Raw genomic sequence first — 17,145 nt, forward strand, 5'->3', positions numbered from 1 at the left:
GAGGGCGTCGATGGTGGCCAGGGCGTCCTCGACCGTGGTGTAGAGCTTGTCGTTGATGGCGTTCTCGACGCCGTCTTCCTCGCCGCCAACCGTGCCGATCTCGACCTCGAGGATCATCTTGGCGGCCGCGGTGCGCTCGAGCAGTTCACGGGCGATGCGGAGGTTTTCCTGCAGGGTCTCTGCGGAGCCGTCCCACATGTGCGAGTTGAAGAGCGGGTTGCGGCCGGCCTTGACCTCGGCCTCGGACGCGGCGAGGAGCGGGAGCACGAAGCCGTCCAGCTTGTCCTTGGGGCAGTGGTCCGTGTGCAGGGCGATGTTGACGCCGTAGTTCTTGGCGACCTCGCGGGCGAAGGCCGCAAAGCCCAGGGAGCCGGCAACCATGTCCTTGGTGGAGGCGCCGGACCAGTAAGCCGCACCGCCGGTGGAGACCTGCACGATGCCGTCGGACTCGGCCTCGGCGAAGCCGCGCAGGGCCGCGTTCAGGGTCTGGGAGGACGTGACGTTGACGGCCGGGAATGCGAAGCCGCCCGTCTTTGCACGGTCGATCATCTCGGAGTAGATCTCTGGGGTTGCAATGGGCATGCTGACTCCTCGTCGAAAGCAGTGGTAGCTACATGGCTATGTACATCCTAGCCACGTGCGCCCCGGAGCCGAATACGTGAAGCCGGGTCCAGGAAATGTTCCCGGACCCGGCGACAGACGCAGGCAGACGTGTTACGCGGCCGCCCCTGGCGGTGCGCCGTCGTGCGGCTACTGTCCCGCGATGCTCGTCGCGAACCGGACGGTCATGCTGCCGACGCCGGTGACGTCGTCATAGCCCGACGACGTCGACAGCGATGTGTCGTTGTCGGTGCCGACCAGGTAGCTGGCGCCGCTGACGGGACTGGAGAAGACCATGGCCTGGGGGCTGGACTGCGGCACCACGTCCCGCGCTCCGGAGTTGCCTGCCTTCGCCGCCGCGTAGATGGCCGGGTTGGCGAAGCCGACCGTTTTTCCGGTCGCGGACTGGGCGATCGCCATCTGTGCCGCCGTCAGCGGGCAGGCCAGCGAGGTTCCGCCATACTGCGTCGTCTGATACGAGCCGGTGTTCAGTGCGTGGTCGTTGGTGATCGGGCTGATCCCCACCTGGTAGCCGGTGTAGGGATCGGCAAGGGAGGCGACATCCGGGGAGACCCGGTAGCCGTTGGCCAGCGCGGCCGGGACCGTGCCTTGCTGGTAGCCGGGCTGGGCGAACACCGCGCTTATTCCGCCGCCGGCGCCGAAGCGGAACGCACCGGGCTGGGCGCCGGCGTAGCTGAGGCTGCCGTCGGGGTTCTGGACGATCCGGTCCCGGGTGGTTCCCCATCCGGTTTCGAACAGGTAATCGTTGTTCCGACCGACCGCCAGACTGGTTCCGCCGACCGCTGTGACGAACGGCGAGCTGGCCGGGAAGTCCGGAGACGTGTAGCCCAGGGACGCCTTCTCGTCGCCGTTGTCGCCGCTGGAGAAGTAGAGTCCGACGCCTTCGCCCGCCGCCTGAAGATGAAGGTTCTGCATGCCCATCTGCGCGTTCGGCGAGACCGCCTCGCCCACGTAGCCGTAGCTGTTGCTGACGATGGTGCTGAGCTTCTGGTCCAGGATGGTGGACATCGCGACGTCGATGCCCGCGCCGCAGTTGTTCCCCCCGACGTAGAGGATATTCGCGGCGGCGGCGAGTCCGTGCACGGCCTCGACGTCGAGCGTCTGCTCGCCCTGCCAGCCGCTGGGCTGTCCGCACAGGGCCTGGTCCATGAACAACCGGGAATCCGGCACGATTTGCTGGTACTGCCCGGTCTTGAAGGCCGGGAGGCCATTCTGCTGCGAGTACGTGTTCGCGTCCGATTCGATGCTCGGCGAGGCATAGGCGTCGATGATCGCCACAGTCTGGCCCGCTCCGGCCGTCGACGGGGACGTCACCCCGAAGGCGCCCTGCAACTGCGACGGGGTGTAGCCGCAGATGGCGGCGCCGAAGCTCGTTGCGCCATACGCCGCGGGAACGGTCACCTTGTTCTGTTCCCAGTAGTTGGAGCACGGCGCATCCACCGGCGGAGCACCGACGGGTTTGCCTGATGTCTGGGCCTGGTCCGAAGACCCGCCGGGAGTCGCCAGCGAAGGGCGGGTGAGCAGCCGTCCCTGGTCGATGGAGATCGCCTGGACCGCGGCGGCGAGGTTCGCCGGAAGGGACGGCGCGGTGGACGGGCCGATCAGGTTCTGGCCCTGGAAGGCATAGGTCTGCTCGGTCGTGCTGAAAGCCGCATTGATCTGGGCGACGGTGCCGCGGAAGACCACGTAGAGGCCGCTCGCGGGGACCGAGGTGACCACCATGCCCTGCCCCTTCAGGTAGTCAACGAGCGCAGCGACGTCGGTCTTGGCCGGCCCGTACTTGGCGATCCAGTCCGGGGGCGAAAGGTACTGCTGGTACTGCGGACTTCCCGGCGTGGACACGGCCGTCGCAAACGCCTTGGCTGCTCCGGCGTCGGGCAGGTTCAGGTAGATCTCGCCCTCGACCGTCGTATTGCTTAGCGGGATGCCGGTCTTCGCGCGGGAGCCTGCCCAAGGGGGCACTGAACCCGGATAGTTGTTCGACGGCGGCGGCGTCCGCGGGGCGGCGACCGCGGCCGTAGCGGTCAGGCCGACGGCAAAGGCAAGTGAAGTTCCAAGGGCCAGCAGGCGCGTGGCGCGCCGGGAATGCGAAGTTGAGACCTTCTTCATGAGATGACTTCCCCTAAGCGGGCGCCCTTTGCGCCCACACAGGCCAGAGCCTAAACGGCAAAAACCGATCTGACTACAGGTGCCTCAGGAAACTATCTGCCCGAACACGTGGCGGCGGATCCACGCGTGCATCGCGATGGCCGCGGCCGAGGCGGCATTGATGGAGCGGGTGGAGCCGAACTGCTCGATCGACAACGTGGCGAGGGCGGCGTCGTGGACCTCCGCGGTCAGGCCCGGGCCTTCCTGGCCGAAGACCAGGACGCAGTCCTTGGGCAGTTCGTAGGTCTCCAGCGGCACGGAATCCGGGAAGATGTCGATCCCGATGATCGCGAGCCCCTCCCCCTGCGCCCAGGTCACGAAGTCCTCCACGGTGGGGTGGTGGCGGATGTGCTGGTAGCGGTCGGTGACCATGGCCCCGCGCCGGTTCCAGCGGCGTCGTCCGATGATGTGGACCTCCTTGGCGAGGAACGCGTTGGCGGTCCGGACCACGGTGCCGATGTTGAGGTCGTGCTGCCAGTTCTCGATGGCGATGTGGAAGTCGTGGCGTCGGGAGTCCAGGTCCGCGACGATCGCTTCGTGCTTCCAGTAGCGGTACTTATCCACCACGTTGCGCCGGTCGCCGTCCGCCAGAAGGTCCGGGTCCCAGTGCTCCCCCTCCGGCAGATCGCCGTCCCAGGGGCCGACGCCGACCTCCGGCTTGGATTCTGTCTCTGCCGCAGTCGCTGCCGTCGAGTCGGCCGAAGGGTCGGCGCCAGGCGTTGCACCGGCGGCGCGGGGGATCTCAGGTTCAGTCACGCCTCAACATTAGACTGGACTCTGGAAGCGGCACACTTACGGCGGAGGACACCATGGCAGAAGAGCGCGAAGACCAGCTGACAGAGTCAGAAGAGGCACGTTCCCGGGCTTCGATGTACCGCAGCGGCCAGGAAATCGAGTGCTGGCTGACGGACATGGACGGCGTGCTGGTCCACGAGAACCAGCCCATCCCGGGCGCCTCGGAGCTGATCCAGCGTTGGGTGGATACCTCCAAGCGGTTCCTCGTACTGACCAACAACTCGATCTTCACGCCCCGGGACCTCGCGGCCCGGCTGAGCTCCTCCGGCCTGGAAATCCCCGAGGAGAACATCTGGACCTCGGCCCTGGCCACGGCCCAGTTCCTCAAGGACCAGGTCCGCGGCTCGGAGTCGGGGAACCGCGCGTACACGATCGGCGAGGCAGGGCTCACGACGGCGCTCCACGAGGCAGGCTTCATCCTCACCGACCAGAATCCGGACTTCGTGGTGCTCGGCGAGACCCGCACCTACTCCTTTGAAGCCATCACCATGGCGATCCGCCTCATTCTGGCCGGCGCCCGCTTCATCGCCACGAACCCGGACGCCACCGGCCCGTCGAAGGACGGCCCCATGCCCGCCACCGGCGCCATCGCGGCCCTCATCACCAAGGCCACGGGCCGCGAACCGTACATCGTGGGCAAGCCCAACCCGATGATGTTCCGTTCAGCCATGAACCAGATTGACGCCCATTCGGAAACCACGGCCATGATCGGCGACCGCATGGACACCGACATCATCGCAGGCATGGAAGCGGGACTGCACACGGTGCTGGTGCTCAGCGGCATCACCCACCGGGACGACATCGCCGCGTACCCGTTCCGGCCGAACCAGATCCTGAATTCCGTGGCGGACCTCAAAAACCAGATCTGACCCCGTCAGACCACGGCCTTCTTCCCGCCGCCGGTGGGCAGCGGGAAGAAATCGTCCTGCAGTTTTTCGATGATGGGGCGGTAGACGAACGGGCTCCAGCCGGGGCTGGCGTGTTCCGGCTTGGCCCCGTCGGTGCGCAGGTTGTCCGAGACCATGTTGGCTTTGAAGGTCAGTGACCACGCGTCCCGGGCGGTCTCGTAGTCCACCGTTTGGTCCTGGGCGTTGCCGATGAAGGCCATCTTCGTGCCGCCGAGCTTGCCGACGAACCTGCCGGCGTCAAAGTGGTAGATGAAGGCGGATTCGGACTGGATCAGCACGCTGGAAGGGGCGATTGGCGACAACTGCTCCAGCGTCTGGTCCAGGATCTGGCTCCAGCTGCGCTCATTCTTGTGCAGCATCCTCTCGCCGAGCTCGTAGCCGCCGCGCAGGACGGTGGGGAAACGGAAGCCGCTCTCGTAGAGCAGCACCACGCCCTCGAACCAGCTCTGGTCCAGCACGTCATACCGGCTCGCAGGGCTGGAGTCGAGCAGGATGAACGCCACTTCGACGCCGTGGAGCTCGCGCAGCCGGGCGGCCACCTGGGTTGCCACCATGCCGCCGAAACTGTGGCCGTAGAAATAGAGGGTGGTGAGCTGGTGGGCGCGGACGTGCTCGATCACGGCGATCACCACCTCATCGATGTCCAGCCCCTCGTTGGAATACCCGACGGCGGCCAGCTGGCCCCGCTTGTTCAGCGAGCCGCGCAGGGCGTTCAGGATCCACAGGGCTTCTTCCCAGCTCGTCTTGTAGCCGGGGAACAGGATCCAGCTGGCGTGGGGAAAATACCGTTCCGCGACGTCGTCCTTCACTTCAAGGATCCGGTTGACGCGCCGCTCCTCCTGCACGCGCTGGGTGAACAGCATGTCGGCCGCCAGCGCTGAAGCGGACCCGGCGCCGACCAGGAACGTGCGCCGGGAAAACCGCTTGAGTTCGACGGCGTGGCGGAGCAGGCGGGCCTCGGCAGAACCGGGGCCTCGCGGATGGTTCGGTTCCATCTCAGCCGGCACATCACTACCGTAACCACGCTCCGGCGGGGAAGAGAAACGGGGCCATCCTGAAGGATTGGAACGCCGTACGGAAGCCAAGACGAAGCGCAGTCCTCAGTGCCGTCCCGGGCCCCGTTGGCGTCCGTCCGGCCGTCCGGACCCCGTCGGGAGCGGCGTCCGGACCCTTGACCGGCTACGCGGGTTCGGGCTCGCGGCCGACCTCGCGGCGGCTGATTTCCATGCCGATCTCGTCATAGGTCGCCAGGAGTTCGGCGCGGGCCATGCCGGCGGGGTCGTCAAGCAGGCCGAACACGGAGTCGCTCGCGGCGAGGAGTTCGTCGTCGGAGAAGCGGGTCAACCGCCGGGTGCCCGAGGGGTCCACCGAGGCCATGAGCTCTCCGGACATGTCCAGTGTCTGCGACGCGGCGGGGTCATCGAAGCGCGGGGTCAGTTCCAGGGAAACGCCGCTGCCGGACGCCGGGATGCCCGCGGTCTCCACGCCGGCGCTTCCGCCATCGATCGCATTGAGGTCGTTGCGCAGGCCGGCCAGCGCCGACGATTCCACGAACGCGGCGCGGCCGAGGTCGACGCGGATGTGCGCGGTGATGCCCATCCGGCGGACGCGCTGAATGATCTGCATCAGGGAAGGGCGGGAGGTCTGCGTGAGGCTCCCCCGGACGTCAATCCTGACGACGTCCGAAATGACATCGAGCTTGACGTGGGCTTGCAGTGACTGGTCCATAGGTACTCCAAAGAAGGATGTCTATGGCCGACGGCTCAACCGCAACCAGCGTATCCGCACCCCTGGTTGGGCACAAGTCATAGGTTACTGCCGGTTTAGCCGGCCTGGCGCCGGCCCGGCTCCTCGTAGTGGGTCCGGGTATCGGTTCCGCCCACGGACTGCACGAGCGAGGTGGCGATGTCGCGCAGCTTCACGTTGCCGTTGCTGGAGGCGTCCGTGAGGATCCGGACGGCGGTTTGCTGGTCGCAGCGGTTTTGCGCCATGACGATCCCGATCGCCATGTCGATGACGGTCCGGGACTCGAGGGTGGCGCGCAGGTTCGTCGCGCTGTCCGTGTGCAGGGAAAAGCGCACGGCCATGCGCAGTGCTTGGGAGATCTGCCGGGTGTAGTCGCGCGCCCGGGCCGCGACGTCGCCGTCGAACTTGCGCGGCACGTCCGAGTACAGGTTCAAGGCGGCCTGGGCTTCGCCCTGGAGGTGGAACGGCACGGAGAGCACCGAGCGCAGTCCGTGCGAGGCCACGGCGTTGGCGTAGTCGGGACCCCAGCGGTCTTCCTCAAAAAGGTCCGGCACGTAGACCTCGCGCTCCTCCTGCGCCGCCGTCAGGCACGGCCCCTGGGCCAGCCGGTACTGGATCTCATCCACTTCCCGGGCAGACTCACTGCTCCAGCCGATCGTCGCGGCCTTCCGGTCCCGCAGCAGGGTGATCCCGCACAGCGCGTCGTCGCCCTCACCGGCCACCTGGTGCGCGGAAAAACGCGCGAGTTCGTTCAGGAACTCTTCAAAGTCCGCACTGTCCAGGATCAGGTTCTGGACCTGGTCGACAGTGCTGATGGAATCAGTCGTCAAATCTTCATTGGGCGGAAGCATGGCGCGTTTCTCCAGAGGCGGGTACCGATGGGGGTATTTAAGAAATGATAAGTCACCCCCAAAGCACGGTCCATACGTGTCCGCCGCCGGTGAAACGCCTAATTCAGGCCCAGTTCGTCCTTGCCGAACGCGAACAGGTACGGAACACCGGCTTCGGCTTCGATCTTTTCCTTGGCTCCCGTGTCGCGGTCCACAATCACGGCGACGGCCACGACATTGCCACCGGCCTTGCGGACGCCCTCGACGGCGGTCAGCGCGGAGCCGCCGGTGGTTGACGTGTCTTCCAGGACCAGGACCCGGCGGCCCTCGACCGAGGGGCCTTCCACCTGGCGGCCCATGCCGTAGGACTTCTGCGCCTTGCGGACGACGAACGCGTCCACCGGGCGGCCGGCGTCGACGGCGGCGTGCATGACGGCGGTGCCCACCGGGTCTGCCCCCATGGTGAGCCCGCCGGCGCACTCAAAGTCGATCCCGGCGTCGTCCATCAGGGAGAGCATGACCTGTCCCACCAGCGTGGATGCCTCGTGGTGCAGGGTGATGCGGCGCAGGTCGATGTAGTAGTCCGCCTCCGCGCCGCTGGAGAGGATGACCTTGCCGCGGACGACGGCCAGCTCCTTGATCAGTTCCAGGAGTCGGGCACGGGCAGAGGCAGCGTCGGCTGCGAAGTCACGGGTGGCAGTCATGGGTCCCAGTTTAGTGGCTGGTCCGCCGCGGATTCCCAGCCGGGCGCCCATGTGTCGGGGGCCGGGACCTTTTACTCTTGGCGGCACCGTCGCACGGGAGTCCGATGGAACCATGACGGCAGGAACCGAACCATCCATCCGCTGGCCTGCGATCACCAAAGACATCGGGAGTTTCCGGGTCCGGCCGAACCTGGTGGATTACGACGCGGCGTGCGCGGCATTTACCTGGGATGAGGGCCGCCGTGCACTGTCCGGGCTCCCCGGGGGCCGTGGCCTCAACATCGCCTACGAGGCGGTGGACCGGCACGCAGCCGGCAGCGGCGCCGGCCGGGAGGCCTTGCGGTTTGTCCGCGCCGATGGCAGCACCCATTCACTGAGCTACGCCGAACTCGCCGAACAGACCAACCGCTTCGCCGGGGTCCTCCGCGGCCTCGGCGTCGGCCGCGGGGAACGGGTGTTCTCGCTCACCGGCCGCGGGCCCGACCTGTATATCGCCGTGCTCGGCACGTTCAAGAACGCGAGCGTGTTCTGCCCGCTGTTCTCCGCGTTCGGCCCCGAGCCCGTGCGGCAGCGCCTCACGCTGGGCTCCGGCCGGGCGCTGGTCACTACGCGGGCGCTGTACCGCAAGAAAATCGCGCAGCTGCGCGGGCAGCTCCCCGACCTGCGCCACGTCCTGCTCATCGACGCCGAGGGCGATCCCGAGCCCGGGACCCTGGACCTCGCAGCCCTCATGCGGGAAGCCCCGCCGGACGGGGAAATCGCCGCCACCCAGCCGGAGGACATGGCCCTGCTGCACTTCACGTCCGGTACCACCGGCACCCCGAAGGGCGCCATCCACGTGCACGACGCCGTGACCGCCCACCACGCGACCGGCACCTTCGCCCTGGACCTGCACCCCGGTGACGTCTACTGGTGCACGGCGGACCCCGGCTGGGTCACGGGAACCTCGTACGGCGTGATCGCACCCCTGAGCCACGGGGTGACGGCCGTCGTGGACGAGGAGGAAATGGACGCGGACCGGTGGTACCGGATCCTCGCCGAACAGCGGGTCACGGTCTGGTACACGGCCCCGACGGCCCTGCGCATGCTCATGAAGGCCGGGGCCGACCGCGCCGCGGGACACGACCTCTCCGCCCTGCGCTTCGTCGCCAGCGTCGGCGAGCCGCTCAACCCGGAGGTGGTGGTGTGGGGGCAGGAGGCCTTCGGCCAGCCGGTGCACGACAACTGGTGGCAGACCGAAACGGGCGGCATCATGATTTCCAACTACGCGGCCACCGAGATCCGGCCCGGCTCCATGGGCCGGCCGCTTCCCGGCGTTGAAGCGGCCCTCGTGGTCCGGGACGCGGACGGCAAGGCGGTCATCCGCGACGGCGAAGCCGTGCTGGTCACGGCCCCGGACACCATGGGGGAACTGGCCCTCCGGCCCGGCTGGCCCTCCATGTTCCGCGGCTACCTGCATGAGGAGGAGCGCTACCGCCGCTGCTTCGCGGGCGGCTGGTACCTGACCGGGGATCTCGCCAAGCGCGACGCCGACGGCTACTACTGGTTTGTGGGCCGGGGCGACGACGTCATCAAGTCCTCGGGGCATCTGATCGGCCCGTTCGAGGTGGAGAGTTCCCTCATGGAGCACCCGGCCGTGGCCGAGGCCGGCGTGATCGGTGTCCCGGACCCGGTGGCGGGCGAGGTGGTCAAGGCCTTCGTTGAGCTCCGGAGCGGGTGGGAGCCGTCCGGGGAGCTGGCGCTGGAGATCATCGGTTTCGCCCGCAAGCGGCTGGGTCCCGCCGTCGCGCCGCGGCTGCTCGACTTCACCACCGCCCTGCCCAAGACCCGCAGCGGGAAGATTCTCCGGCGCCTGCTCAAGGCCCGCGAGCTCGGGCTGCCCGAGGGTGACACTTCCACCATCGAGTCGCCTCCGCCGAACGCGGCCCCGCCTGACGCGGCCGGCACGGGGCTGGACGGCACGGATCCAGCCGGCACAGAGCGGGCACCGAAATGACCGGCACCCCGGGCCCGGGCGGGGGCGCCGTGGACGCGGCCCACGGCCGGCATCTGCTGCTGCAGATGCTGCGCGTCCGCCAGCTCGAAGAGAAATGCGTCGAGCTCTACAGCGCCGCCAAGATCCGCGGCTTCCTGCACGTCTACATTGGCGAGGAGGCCGTCGCCGCCGGCGTCCTGGCGTCCCTGGGACCGGAGGACGCCGTGGTCGCGACGTACCGGGAGCACGGCCACGCGCTGCTGCGGGGCGTCTCGGCCGGGGCGATCCTCGCCGAAATGTACGGCTACGTTGAAGGGTGCTGCCGCGGGCGCGGCGGATCAATGCACCTCTTCGACGCCGCCACCCGGTTCTTCGGCGGGAACGCGATCGTCGCCGGCGGCCTGCCGCTCGCCGTCGGCCTGGCGCTCGCCGACAAGATGGCGGGACGCTCCAATGTCACGGCGTGCTTCTTCGGCGAAGGTGCGGTGGCCGAAGGCGAATTCCACGAGAGCCTGAACCTGGCGGCCCTGTGGCAGCTGCCCGTCCTGTTCTGCTGCGAGAACAATCTCTATGCCATGGGAACCGCCCTGGCCCGTTCCGAATCGCAGACGGACATCGCCCTCAAGGCCGCCGCGTACGAGATCCCCGCGTGGGCCGTGGACGGCATGGATGTCCTGGCCGTCCAGGAGGGCGCGCGCCGAGCGGTGGACGCCGTCCGCTCCGGCGGCGGCCCGCATTTCCTGGAGCTGCGGACCTACCGCTTCCGAGCCCACTCGATGTTCGATCCCGAACGCTACCGGGCCAAGGACGAGGTGGCGCGGTGGATGGAACGGGACCCGATCACGCTGCTGCGGACCGCACTGGAGTCCGCGGGCCAGCTCTCAGCCGCCGAGTGGGAGCAGCTGCAGGCAGACGCACAGGCGGAAATCGCGGCCGCCGTCGACTTCGCCGAGGCCGGAACACCGGAGCCGGTGGAGGAACTGACCCGCTTTGTCTACAGCGAGCGCGGCGCCGGAGACGGTGCCGACACAGGCACCGGCACCGGCACCGGCACGAAGCCTGCAGAGAAGGAAACGGGCGCGCCATGAAATCCAGCTACCGCGAAGCGCTCCGCGCGGGCATCCGCGACGCCATGATCCGCGACGAACGCGTGTTCCTGATGGGCGAGGACGTGGGCGCCTACGGCGGCTCGTTCGCGGTCAGCCTGGGCCTGCTGGAGGAGTTCGGTCCGGACCGGATCCGCGACACCCCGCTGTCGGAATCCGGTTTCGTCGGCGCCGGAATCGGGGCCGCGCTTGGCGGCATGCGCCCGATCGTGGAAATCATGACCGTCAACTTCAGCCTCCTGGCCCTCGACCAGATCGTGAACAACGCCGCCACCTTGCTGCACATGTCCGGCGGGCAGTTCCACGTGCCGCTCGTGATCCGGATGACCACGGGGGCGGGCCGCCAGCTCGGCGCCCAGCACTCGCACAGCCTCGAGGGCTGGTACGCGCATATCCCGGGCCTGCGGATCCTCGCCCCGGCCACCCTCGAAGACGCCCGCGGCATGCTGTGGACGGCGCTTCAGGACCCGGATCCCGTGCTGATCTTCGAGCACGGCTCGCTGTACAACGTCCCCGGGGAACTGGCCGACGACGCCGGACCGGTAGACATCGACACGGCCGCCATCCGGCGCCCCGGCAACGACATCTCGCTGATCACCTACGGCGGGACTCTCCCCGCCGTGCTCGACGCCGCGGAACAGCTCGCGGCCGACGGGATCGATGCCGAGGTCCTGGACCTGCGCACGCTCCGCCCGCTCGACGACGCCGCCATCATGGCATCCGTGACCCGGACCCACCGGGCCGTGGTGGTCGATGAAGGCTGGCGCAGCGGCAGCCTGTCGGCCGAGGTGAGCGCCCGGATCACCGAGCAGGCGTTCTTTGACCTCGATGCGCCGGTGGGCCGGGTCTGCAGCGCCGAGGTGCCGATCCCCTACGCCAAGCACCTCGAGCTGGCCGCCCTGCCTTCCGCGGCACGGATCATCACCGCCGCCAAGGAGGCGGTGGACGCCGGTGGGTGACTTCCTCATGCCCTCGCTCGGGGCTGACATGGAACACGGCAAGCTGGTCGAATGGCTCGTCAAGCCCGGTGACTACGTGCGCCGCGGCGACCTCGTGGCAGTCGTGGACACGGACAAGACCGTCATGGATGTGGAGTCCTTCCAGGAGGGCGTCGTGGCAGACCTCCTGGTGGGCATCGGCGAAACCGTTCCGGTGGGAACCCCGCTGGCCCGGATCACGCAGACCCCCGCCGAGATGGGGGCACCGGTTCATGAGGCGCCCCCGCCGCGGGCGCCGTCGAAAGCCCCCGCGGTCAAGCCTCAAGCTCCGGAAGCACCCGCGGCCACGGCCGGTCCCCCGATCGCGCCGCCGGTGCGGCATCTGGCGCACCGGCTGGGCGTGGACACCGGCAGGATCCATGGCACCGGCAAAGCCGGCGCCATCACGCGGGCGGATGTGGAACATGCCAGGGCGGCCCGGCCCGGCAGCGCGGCCAGGGTGCGCTCCGCGCCGCGGGCCCGGCGGCTTGCGGCGGAACTCGGGATCGAGCTTTCGGCCGTGACCGGCACCGGCCCGGACGGCGCCGTGACCGTGACCGACGTGCAGGACGCCGCAGCAGTCGTTCCGCCGGCAGGGCCCGCGGAGGCGCGGCCCGAAGCCGGTCCTCCGGGGGCCGTCCTCCCGGAGGCCGCCGTCGGGGTTTCCGTGCCGGAAGCGCCGGCGCCGGAAGCCGCACCCGCTCTGCCGGAACCGGAAGCGCCGGCTAAAGGGAAGCCGCCGTCGGAGGCCCGCGAGCGCGTGGCCAGCCTGCGCCGCGCCATCGGCGCCCTAATGACGCGTTCGAAGCAGACCATCCCGCACTACTACCTCAGCACCACGCTGGACCTCCGGGCCGGCGTCGAGTGGATGCAGTCCGTCAACGCGCACCGGCCTGTCGCCGCCCGGCTGGTGCCCTCCGCGCTCCTGCTCAAGGCCGCGGCGCTCGCGGCCAAGGAAGTCCCCGAAGTGAACGGCTTCTACGACGACGGCGGGTTCCGGCCCAGTGCGGCGGTGCACCTCGGCGTCGCAGTGGCCCTGCGACAGGGCGGCCTGGTGGCCCCCGCCATCCACGACGCCGACACCCTGCCCCTGGACGTGCTGATGGAGCAGCTGCGGGATCTTGTCAGCCGGGCCCGGGCGGGGCGTCTGTTGCGCGCCGAGATGGCCGATCCGACGCTGACGGTGACCAACCTCGGAGACCTCGGCGTGGACAGTGTCTACGGCGTGATCTACCCGCCCCAGGTCGCGATGGTGGGCTTCGGCCGCGTGATGGAACAGCCTTGGGCCCAAAACGGGCTCCTCGGAGTCCGGCACGCTGTCGTTGCCACGCTCTCGGCGGACCACCGGGTCAGCGACGGGCTGCGCGGTGGCCGCTATCTGGCCCTGATCAACGAGCTGTTGCAAGAACCGGAGCATCTGTGACACCCAAAGCCAGGAAAGCGGAGGAACCATGAACGAACAGGACGCCCGGGCGGCCGTGCAGGCCGCGATTGGCGAAGTGGCCCCCGACGTCGACTTCGACGACGTCGACGAGGACGCCCGGCTGCGCCAGGACCTGGAACTCGATTCGCTGGACTTCCTGCGGCTCGTGGAAACCATCGACAAGGCCACCGGCGTGGACATTCCGGAGCGTGACTACCCGGCGGTCGCCACCGTCAAGGGCCTGATCGGCTACCTCGCGGCCCACGGCTAACCCCCAATCGGCTGCTCCGCAACCGCCCTTTTGGAGGCTCTAAAGGGCGGTTACGGAGCAATCGACGGTGGCGACGGTCGACCACTAGGACCTGTCCTACCGCAAGACGACGGTCCGGTTGCCGAGGAGCAGGACCCTGCCCTCGCAGTGCCAGCGCACAGCATTGCGCAGGGCGGCACATTCGGCATCCCTGCCCACCGCCACGAGGTCGTCGGCGGTGTAGGTATGGTCCACGTCGATGACCTGCTGCGAGATGATCGGGCCCTCATCCAGCTCGGCATTGACGTAGTGGGCGGTGGCGCCCACGGTCTTCACCCCGCGGTCGTAGGCCTGGTGGTAGGGCTTGGCACCCTTGAAGCTCGGCAGGAAGGAGTGGTGGATGTTGATGGTCCGTCCCGCGAGTTTGGCTGATAGTCCGTCGCTGAGGACCTGCATGTAGCGGGCCAGGACCACGAGTTCCACGTCGAATTCGTCAACGATTTCCAGGAGCCTGGCTTCGGCCTCCGGCTTGGAGTCCTTGGTCACCGGCAGGTGGAAGAACGGGATGTCGTGCCACTTCACCAGCGCCTCCTGATCGCGATGATTGGAGACCACGGCGACGATTTCCACGGGGATGTCGCCGGTCCGCGCCCTGAACAGAAGGTCATTGAGACAGTGGCCCATCCTGGACACCATGACCAGGACACGCCGTTTGCGGCCGTGCGGTTCCAGTTGCCAGTTCATCTGCCATTTCTCCGCCAGGACCGTAAAGTCGCGGCGCAGCTGCTCGGTGCTGAAGGCCTCCGGGGCAGAGGAGAAGTGGACGCGCATGAAGAAATGCCCAACCCCGCGGTCCCCATACTGCTTGTTGTCGATGATGTCGCAGCCGTGGTCCAGCAGGAACCCCGAGATCGCGTGGACGATGCCGGGAGACTCCCGGCAGTCGAGAGTGAGCACGTGTTCGGACGTGGCTGTATGTTCCTGGGGTTCCTGGGTGGAACCCGTCGTCTGTGTGTCCATTGCTCAGGCTTCCTGTTCCATGTCCCGGGCGAGTTCGGCCTGGAACGTCGCGTAGCGGGCCAGGTGCGTGGGGCGGCGGCGCAGGATGTACCATGCGATGCCGAGCAAAATGAACCAGACCGGGGTGAATAGCAGTGCTGTGAGCGTGTCAGGCTGGGTGGTCAGCGTCCAGAGCACGAAACCGAAGAAAGCGAAGACAACCCAGACCATGGGAATGCCGCCGGGCATCTTGAACTTGGACGCGTCGTGCAGTTGCGGGCGGCGCCTGCGGAAGGCGATGTAGCTGGCCAGGATGATGGACCACACGAAAACAAAGCAGACAGCGGACACGGTGGTCACCATGTCGAAGGCCTTGCCGATGTCCTGTCCCGCGTACATCAGCACCACGCCGGAGAGCAGCAGCACGCAGGAGAGGAACAGCGCGTTCTGCGGGACCTTCCGCCGGGAGAGCCCGCCGAACACGCCCGGAGCGTCACCCTCCTGGGCCAGTCCGTACACCATGCGTGAAGTGGAGTAGATGCCGGAGTTGGCCGAGGACATCGCCGAGGTCAGGACCACCAGGTTCACCACGGTGGCGGCGGCACCCAGACCGGCCAGTGAGAACATGGCGATGAAGGGGCTGTGGCCGGCCTGGAACTGGGTCCACGGGATGACGGACATCAGGATGATGAGGGCGCCCACGTAGAAGAGCAGGACACGGACGGGAATGGAGTTGATCGCCTTGGGCAGGTTCTTCTCCGGGTCCTTGGCCTCGGCAGCCGTGGTGCCCACCAGCTCGATGCCCACAAAAGCGAACACGGCAATCTGGAAACCGGCCACGAAGCCCATGAATTCATTCGGGAAGAAGCCGCCGTGACTCCACAAGTTGCTGAAACTGGCCGGTCCGGCGTCGGAGCTGAACCCGCTGAAAATCATGAACAGACCCACCACGATCAGTGCCGCGATGGCGATAATCTTGATCAGCGCGAACCAGAACTCCGTCTCGCCGAACGCCTTCACCGTGGCCAGATTCAGCAGCAGCAGGATGGCGATGGTGACCAGGCCGGGGATCCACAAAGGTAGCGCCGGCCAGAGTTCCTGCGAGTAGCCCGCAATGGCGATGACATCCGCAATTCCGGTGATCACCCAGCAGAACCAGTAGGTCCAGCCAGTGAAGAAGCCCGCCCAGGGGCCCAGCAGGTCCGCGGCGAAGTCGCTGAAGGACTTGTAGTTCAGGTTGCTCAGCAGCAGTTCGCCCATCGCCCGCATGACAAAGAACAGCATGAAGCCGATGATCATGTACACGAAGATGACGGAGGGTCCGGCCGCCGAAATCGTCTTGCCCGAGCCCATGAACAGGCCGGTGCCGATGGCGCCGCCGATCGCAATCAGCTGGATGTGCCGGTTGCTGAGCTGCCGCTCAAGGTGCGGCTCCTGGTGGGAAGTTACGACTCTAGTTGTCACGTGTTGCCCTTCGAATCAATGCCGGCTGAAGTGCTGCTGGGGTTAACGCTTGATCCGGCCCGTCAGGGACCGCGTCAAGGTTGTTGAAGCTGTAGAGGTGGATGCCCGCGATGCTGCCGGGCTGGCTTTGCAGATCTGTCAGCAGACTCTGGGGCGAGTATCGGTCCCCGCTCAGGAGCTTGCGTGCCAACGGCCCCTTGCGGCTGAGGAACTTCAGGGAACTTCCGACGCCGATCTGCGCGGCCAGGGAAACCAGCTTGGTCCGCGGGACGGCCCCCGCCACCCCGGCCCAGACGGGCAGCTGCACGCCTTCCCGGCGGAGGAGCGCCGCGTAGTCAAGGATTTTCGGCGCGGAGAAGCACATCTGCGTGACGACATGGGTCGCCAGGTGCTGCTTGGCCAGCAGGGCGTCCACGAGGTCCAGGGCACCCACAGAGGGGTGGCCCTCCGGGTAACCCGCAACGCCTGCCCGCATCACACCGCCTGTGTACTGCGCGATGTCTTCCAGCACCGGGAGGGCGGACCCGTACGGACCGGCCTGCTGCTTCCGGTCCCCGCCGATCACGAACACTTCGCCGATGCCGGCAACATCGCAGTCGCGGAGGATTTCGGTCAGCTCGACACGGCCAGGCAAGCTCCGCGCCGCGAGGTGCGGAATGACGGAGTAGCCGTGCAGGCTAAGCTGCACCGCGGCACGCATGGTCCGCTCGATGCCGTGGTGGGGCAGGCACGTGACGGTAAGCGTGGTGCTCAAGGGCACCAGGGCCGTGACCTGCTCCACGATTCCCTCTGAAGGGATGATTTCGATTCTGGTGGGAAACATCGTTGGTCCTCTGCAGGTGTCAGACGCCGGCGTGCGCGGCGAGGATGGAGCTGGCTTCCTGGCGGGTGCTGCCGGAGCTTTCGATGTGGGCGAGCTGGGCCGGGATTTCCCAGCCTTTCTTGCGCATCGCGGTGGCCCAGAGCCGGCCGGCGCGGTAGGAGGAGCGCACCAGGGGGCCGGACATGACGCCCAGGAAGCCGATCTCGTCCGCTTCCTGTTGCAGGTCCACGAATTCCTGCGGCTTGACCCAGCGGTCCACCGGCAGGTGCCGTTCGGACGGGCGCAGGTACTGGGTGATCGTGATGAGGTCGCAGCCGGCCGCGTGCAGGTCCCGCAGGGCCTCGGAAATCTCTTCGCGGGTCTCGCCCATGCCCAG

The 17,145-nt window shown here is 67.6% G+C and carries 16 protein-coding genes and 1 pseudogene; 6 read left to right on the forward strand and 11 right to left on the reverse strand.

Translation table 11 applies throughout. The annotated features are described in order from the left end of the window. The 3 genes from BLR03_RS22825 to BLR03_RS22835 all read right to left on the reverse strand — a co-directional run. The coding region (locus BLR03_RS22825; protein WP_175460674.1) for a class II fructose-bisphosphate aldolase at window positions 1-582 on the reverse strand (582 nt) is incomplete at its 3' end. 168 nt (window positions 583-750) lie between these two features. Then, entirely contained in the window at window positions 751-2,730 is a 1,980-nt protein-coding gene (locus BLR03_RS22830; RefSeq protein WP_091256755.1) for a S53 family peptidase, read from the reverse strand. A gap of 84 nt (window positions 2,731-2,814) precedes the next feature. Beyond that, window positions 2,815-3,393, reverse strand: a complete 579-nt coding sequence (locus BLR03_RS22835) for a TrmH family RNA methyltransferase (protein WP_254788667.1) — start codon at window positions 3,391-3,393, stop codon at window positions 2,815-2,817. Window positions 3,394-3,578: 185 nt separating this feature from the next. Here BLR03_RS22835 and BLR03_RS22840 point away from each other — a divergent pair, with 185 nt between their 5' ends. Next, window positions 3,579-4,433 carry an HAD-IIA family hydrolase gene (locus BLR03_RS22840; protein ID WP_091256758.1) on the forward strand — a complete coding sequence of 285 codons (855 nt, stop codon included), beginning with the start codon at window positions 3,579-3,581 and terminating at the stop codon, window positions 4,431-4,433. 5 nt (window positions 4,434-4,438) lie between these two features. Here BLR03_RS22840 and BLR03_RS22845 read toward each other — a convergent pair whose 3' ends face one another. The 4 genes from BLR03_RS22845 to pyrE form a co-directional block, all read right to left on the reverse strand. Continuing rightward, on the reverse strand, window positions 4,439-5,467 hold the full coding sequence (locus BLR03_RS22845; protein WP_091256760.1) for a thioesterase domain-containing protein: 1,029 nt from the start codon (window positions 5,465-5,467) through the stop codon (window positions 4,439-4,441). 184 nt (window positions 5,468-5,651) lie between these two features. After that, window positions 5,652-6,200 carry a hypothetical protein gene (locus tag BLR03_RS22850; protein ID WP_091256761.1) on the reverse strand — a complete coding sequence of 183 codons (549 nt, stop codon included), beginning with the start codon at window positions 6,198-6,200 and terminating at the stop codon, window positions 5,652-5,654. Between the two features lie 95 nt (window positions 6,201-6,295). Then, the gene (locus tag BLR03_RS22855) at window positions 6,296-7,048 is read right to left on the reverse strand and encodes a GAF and ANTAR domain-containing protein (protein ID WP_254788665.1); all 753 of its coding nucleotides are present in this window, start codon (window positions 7,046-7,048) and stop codon (window positions 6,296-6,298) included. A 119-nt stretch (window positions 7,049-7,167) separates the two neighbouring features. Beyond that, window positions 7,168-7,752 (reverse strand): orotate phosphoribosyltransferase, encoded by a 585-nt coding sequence (pyrE, locus tag BLR03_RS22860; protein ID WP_091256764.1) that lies wholly within the window; start codon window positions 7,750-7,752, stop codon window positions 7,168-7,170. A gap of 112 nt (window positions 7,753-7,864) precedes the next feature. Between pyrE and acsA the strand changes: the two genes are divergently transcribed. Genes acsA through BLR03_RS22885 form a run of 5 tightly spaced genes read left to right on the forward strand, consistent with a single transcriptional unit; the run spans window position 7,865 to window position 13,504 of the window. After that, window positions 7,865-9,748: an acetate--CoA ligase gene (gene acsA / locus BLR03_RS22865; RefSeq protein ID WP_254788666.1), complete on the forward strand. Its 1,884-nt coding sequence runs from the start codon at window positions 7,865-7,867 to the stop codon at window positions 9,746-9,748. Continuing rightward, window positions 9,745-10,815, forward strand: coding sequence for a pyruvate dehydrogenase (acetyl-transferring) E1 component subunit alpha (pdhA, locus tag BLR03_RS22870; RefSeq protein WP_091256766.1), 1,071 nt, complete (start codon window positions 9,745-9,747; stop codon window positions 10,813-10,815). Before acsA ends, pdhA begins: the two co-directional genes overlap by 4 nt. Further along, window positions 10,812-11,792, forward strand: a complete 981-nt coding sequence (locus BLR03_RS22875; protein ID WP_091256768.1) for an alpha-ketoacid dehydrogenase subunit beta — start codon at window positions 10,812-10,814, stop codon at window positions 11,790-11,792. The genes pdhA and BLR03_RS22875 overlap by 4 nt, the downstream gene beginning before the upstream one ends. After that, the gene (locus tag BLR03_RS22880) at window positions 11,785-13,233 is read left to right on the forward strand and encodes a 2-oxo acid dehydrogenase subunit E2 (RefSeq protein ID WP_091256769.1); all 1,449 of its coding nucleotides are present in this window, start codon (window positions 11,785-11,787) and stop codon (window positions 13,231-13,233) included. Before BLR03_RS22875 ends, BLR03_RS22880 begins: the two co-directional genes overlap by 8 nt. 28 nt (window positions 13,234-13,261) lie before the next feature. Continuing rightward, complete coding sequence (locus BLR03_RS22885) at window positions 13,262-13,504, forward strand: acyl carrier protein (RefSeq protein ID WP_091256771.1); 243 nt, start codon at window positions 13,262-13,264, stop codon at window positions 13,502-13,504. 96 nt (window positions 13,505-13,600) lie between these two features. Here the strand turns inward: BLR03_RS22885 and purU are convergent, their stop codons facing one another. The 4 genes and pseudogenes from purU to BLR03_RS22905 all read right to left on the reverse strand — a co-directional run. Further along, a complete protein-coding gene (gene purU / locus BLR03_RS22890) occupies window positions 13,601-14,503 on the reverse strand; it encodes a formyltetrahydrofolate deformylase (protein ID WP_091256772.1) in 903 nt (300 codons plus the stop codon). Window positions 14,504-14,506: 3 nt separating this feature from the next. Then, on the reverse strand, window positions 14,507-15,946 hold the full coding sequence (gene cycA, locus BLR03_RS22895) for a D-serine/D-alanine/glycine transporter (protein WP_091256774.1): 1,440 nt from the start codon (window positions 15,944-15,946) through the stop codon (window positions 14,507-14,509). Next, window positions 15,936-16,769, reverse strand: a complete 834-nt coding sequence (locus BLR03_RS22900) for a methylenetetrahydrofolate reductase (RefSeq protein ID WP_091256775.1) — start codon at window positions 16,767-16,769, stop codon at window positions 15,936-15,938. Before BLR03_RS22900 ends, cycA begins: the two co-directional genes overlap by 11 nt. A gap of 19 nt (window positions 16,770-16,788) precedes the next feature. Then, a pseudogene (locus tag BLR03_RS22905) lies at window positions 16,789-17,145 on the reverse strand (lipoyl synthase); the annotation flags it as partial.

Source organism: Arthrobacter sp. ok909 (assembly GCF_900104405.1).
Taxonomy (GTDB): domain Bacteria; phylum Actinomycetota; class Actinomycetes; order Actinomycetales; family Micrococcaceae; genus Arthrobacter; species Arthrobacter humicola.

What these genes read in the sequence shown, in the direction of transcription:
- BLR03_RS22875 (WP_091256768.1), top strand. Translation starts at nt 10,812, where the DNA reads ATGAAATCCAGCTACCGCGAAGCGCTCCGCGCGGGCATCCGCGACGCC.
- acsA (WP_254788666.1), top strand. Translation starts at nt 7,865, where the DNA reads ATGACGGCAGGAACCGAACCATCCATCCGCTGGCCTGCGATCACCAAA.
- purU (WP_091256772.1), bottom strand. Translation starts at nt 14,503, where the DNA reads ATGGACACACAGACGACGGGTTCCACCCAGGAACCCCAGGAACATACA.
- BLR03_RS22900 (WP_091256775.1), bottom strand. Translation starts at nt 16,769, where the DNA reads ATGTTTCCCACCAGAATCGAAATCATCCCTTCAGAGGGAATCGTGGAG.
- pdhA (WP_091256766.1), top strand. Translation starts at nt 9,745, where the DNA reads ATGACCGGCACCCCGGGCCCGGGCGGGGGCGCCGTGGACGCGGCCCAC.
- pyrE (WP_091256764.1), bottom strand. Translation starts at nt 7,752, where the DNA reads ATGACTGCCACCCGTGACTTCGCAGCCGACGCTGCCTCTGCCCGTGCC.
- BLR03_RS22845 (WP_091256760.1), bottom strand. Translation starts at nt 5,467, where the DNA reads ATGGAACCGAACCATCCGCGAGGCCCCGGTTCTGCCGAGGCCCGCCTG.
- BLR03_RS22850 (WP_091256761.1), bottom strand. Translation starts at nt 6,200, where the DNA reads ATGGACCAGTCACTGCAAGCCCACGTCAAGCTCGATGTCATTTCGGAC.
- BLR03_RS22885 (WP_091256771.1), top strand. Translation starts at nt 13,262, where the DNA reads ATGAACGAACAGGACGCCCGGGCGGCCGTGCAGGCCGCGATTGGCGAA.
- BLR03_RS22840 (WP_091256758.1), top strand. Translation starts at nt 3,579, where the DNA reads ATGGCAGAAGAGCGCGAAGACCAGCTGACAGAGTCAGAAGAGGCACGT.
- BLR03_RS22830 (WP_091256755.1), bottom strand. Translation starts at nt 2,730, where the DNA reads ATGAAGAAGGTCTCAACTTCGCATTCCCGGCGCGCCACGCGCCTGCTG.